Genomic DNA, 1,478 nt, shown 5'->3' with positions numbered 1-1,478 from the left:
GGCGAGGAGCGCGGCCGCGCCGTGAAGGGCGCGCCGATGGCGCAGAGGGGCGGGGCCGGCGGTCGAGGGGGTCCCCTCGGGGACGGGCTGGTCGGGGGTCGCGGGGTGCGTCGGTGCGGTGCTGCGCATGGGACTTCCTTCCGCGGGCGGTGGCCCGGTGTCGGTGGCACGTCCGGCCGGGAGGGACCGGACGATGCGGACACGTCCACCGTCGCCCGACCGGCGCTGCCCGATCCATCGGGTGACCCGACGAGGTCGGGGTGGGGGAAACCCCCGCTCGGTCGGGGGACGGGGCCGAGGTGCGGGGGACCCGGGGCGCGCCTAGCGTCGAAGGTCTGCGTGAGGAACCGGCGTGGACCCGCGAAGCCGCGAGGAGACCGCCGTGACCGACCGACCGATCGACCAGCCCCGCCCGCTCGCCGTCGTGACCGGCGCGTCGAGCGGCATCGGGCTCGAGCTCGCTCAGTGCTTCGCCGACGGCGGGTTCGACCTGCTCCTCACGGCCCTGGAGGCGGACGTCTCCCTGGTGGCCGACCGGCTCGGCGGCGAGGTGGCGGCGCGCGCGGTCCCGGCCGACCTGTCGACCGTCGAGGGTGTCGAGACGCTGCTCGCGGCGATCCGCGCGCTCGGTCGGCCCGTCGACGCGCTCGCGCTCAACGCGGGCACCGCGCAGGGCGGGCGGTTCGTCGAGACGCCGCTCGAGGGCGAGCTCGAGACGATCCGCCTCAACGTCGAGTCGACCGTGCGGCTGTCGAAGGCGCTGCTGCCCGCGATGGTCGAGCGCGGCGCCGGGCGGGTGCTCGTGACGTCGTCGACGGCCGCGACGCAGCCCGGCCCGTACTACGCGACGTACGCGGCGTCGAAGTCGTTCCTCACCTCGTTCGCGGAGGCGGTGCGCCACGAGCTCAAGGACACGGGCGTCACGGTCACGGTGCTCGCGCCCGGACCGACCGACACGAACTTCCTCGAGCAGGCGGACATGGAGGACACCGTCGTCGCGGACAGTCCGAAGGACGACCCGGCCGACGTCGCGCGGCAGGGCTACGAGGCGCTCATGAAGGGCAAGGACAAGGTCGAGGTGCACTCCCTCAAGGCGCGCATGCAGACGGCCGCCGCCGCGGTCCTCCCGGACAAGGCGAAGGCCGCGATGCACGCGGCGTACACCAAGCCCAAGGACGACTGACGCGACACGGCGCCCCGTCCCGCGCCGTCACCGGCGAGGGTGCCCGTCCATACCGACATGGCTGCCGTTCGGGGGCGCCGTGGACGGCACCCCTGTCGGTCTCGACCCCGCATCGGCGGACCGCTCGGCGCCGGGCGGCACGCGGTGGCGGTGTCAGGGGGTGGGCGCGCGGAGGGAGTCCCGGAGGAGGACGGCGATGTCGGCGACCTCGGGGACGCCGACCGTGGCGCGTGCGGGGGCTCCCGCGGGCACGGGCGCGCTCGGGCTGCCGGCGGAGGTCCGGTCGGCGGCGGAG

The 1,478-nt window shown here is 75.8% G+C and carries 1 protein-coding gene; it reads left to right on the top strand.

Annotation, left to right across the window (positions count from 1 at the left end):
* Positions 1–382 precede the first annotated feature (382 nt).
* Positions 383–1,183, top strand: coding sequence for an SDR family NAD(P)-dependent oxidoreductase (locus HGA02_RS19075; RefSeq protein WP_343035628.1), 801 nt, complete (start codon positions 383–385; stop codon positions 1,181–1,183).
* The last annotated feature ends 295 nt before the right edge of the window (positions 1,184–1,478 follow it).

This window comes from Cellulomonas septica (genome assembly GCF_012396155.1).
GTDB classification, from domain to species: Bacteria; Actinomycetota; Actinomycetes; order Actinomycetales; family Cellulomonadaceae; genus Cellulomonas; species Cellulomonas septica.
This window is presented reverse-complemented; position numbering and strand designations above follow the sequence as displayed.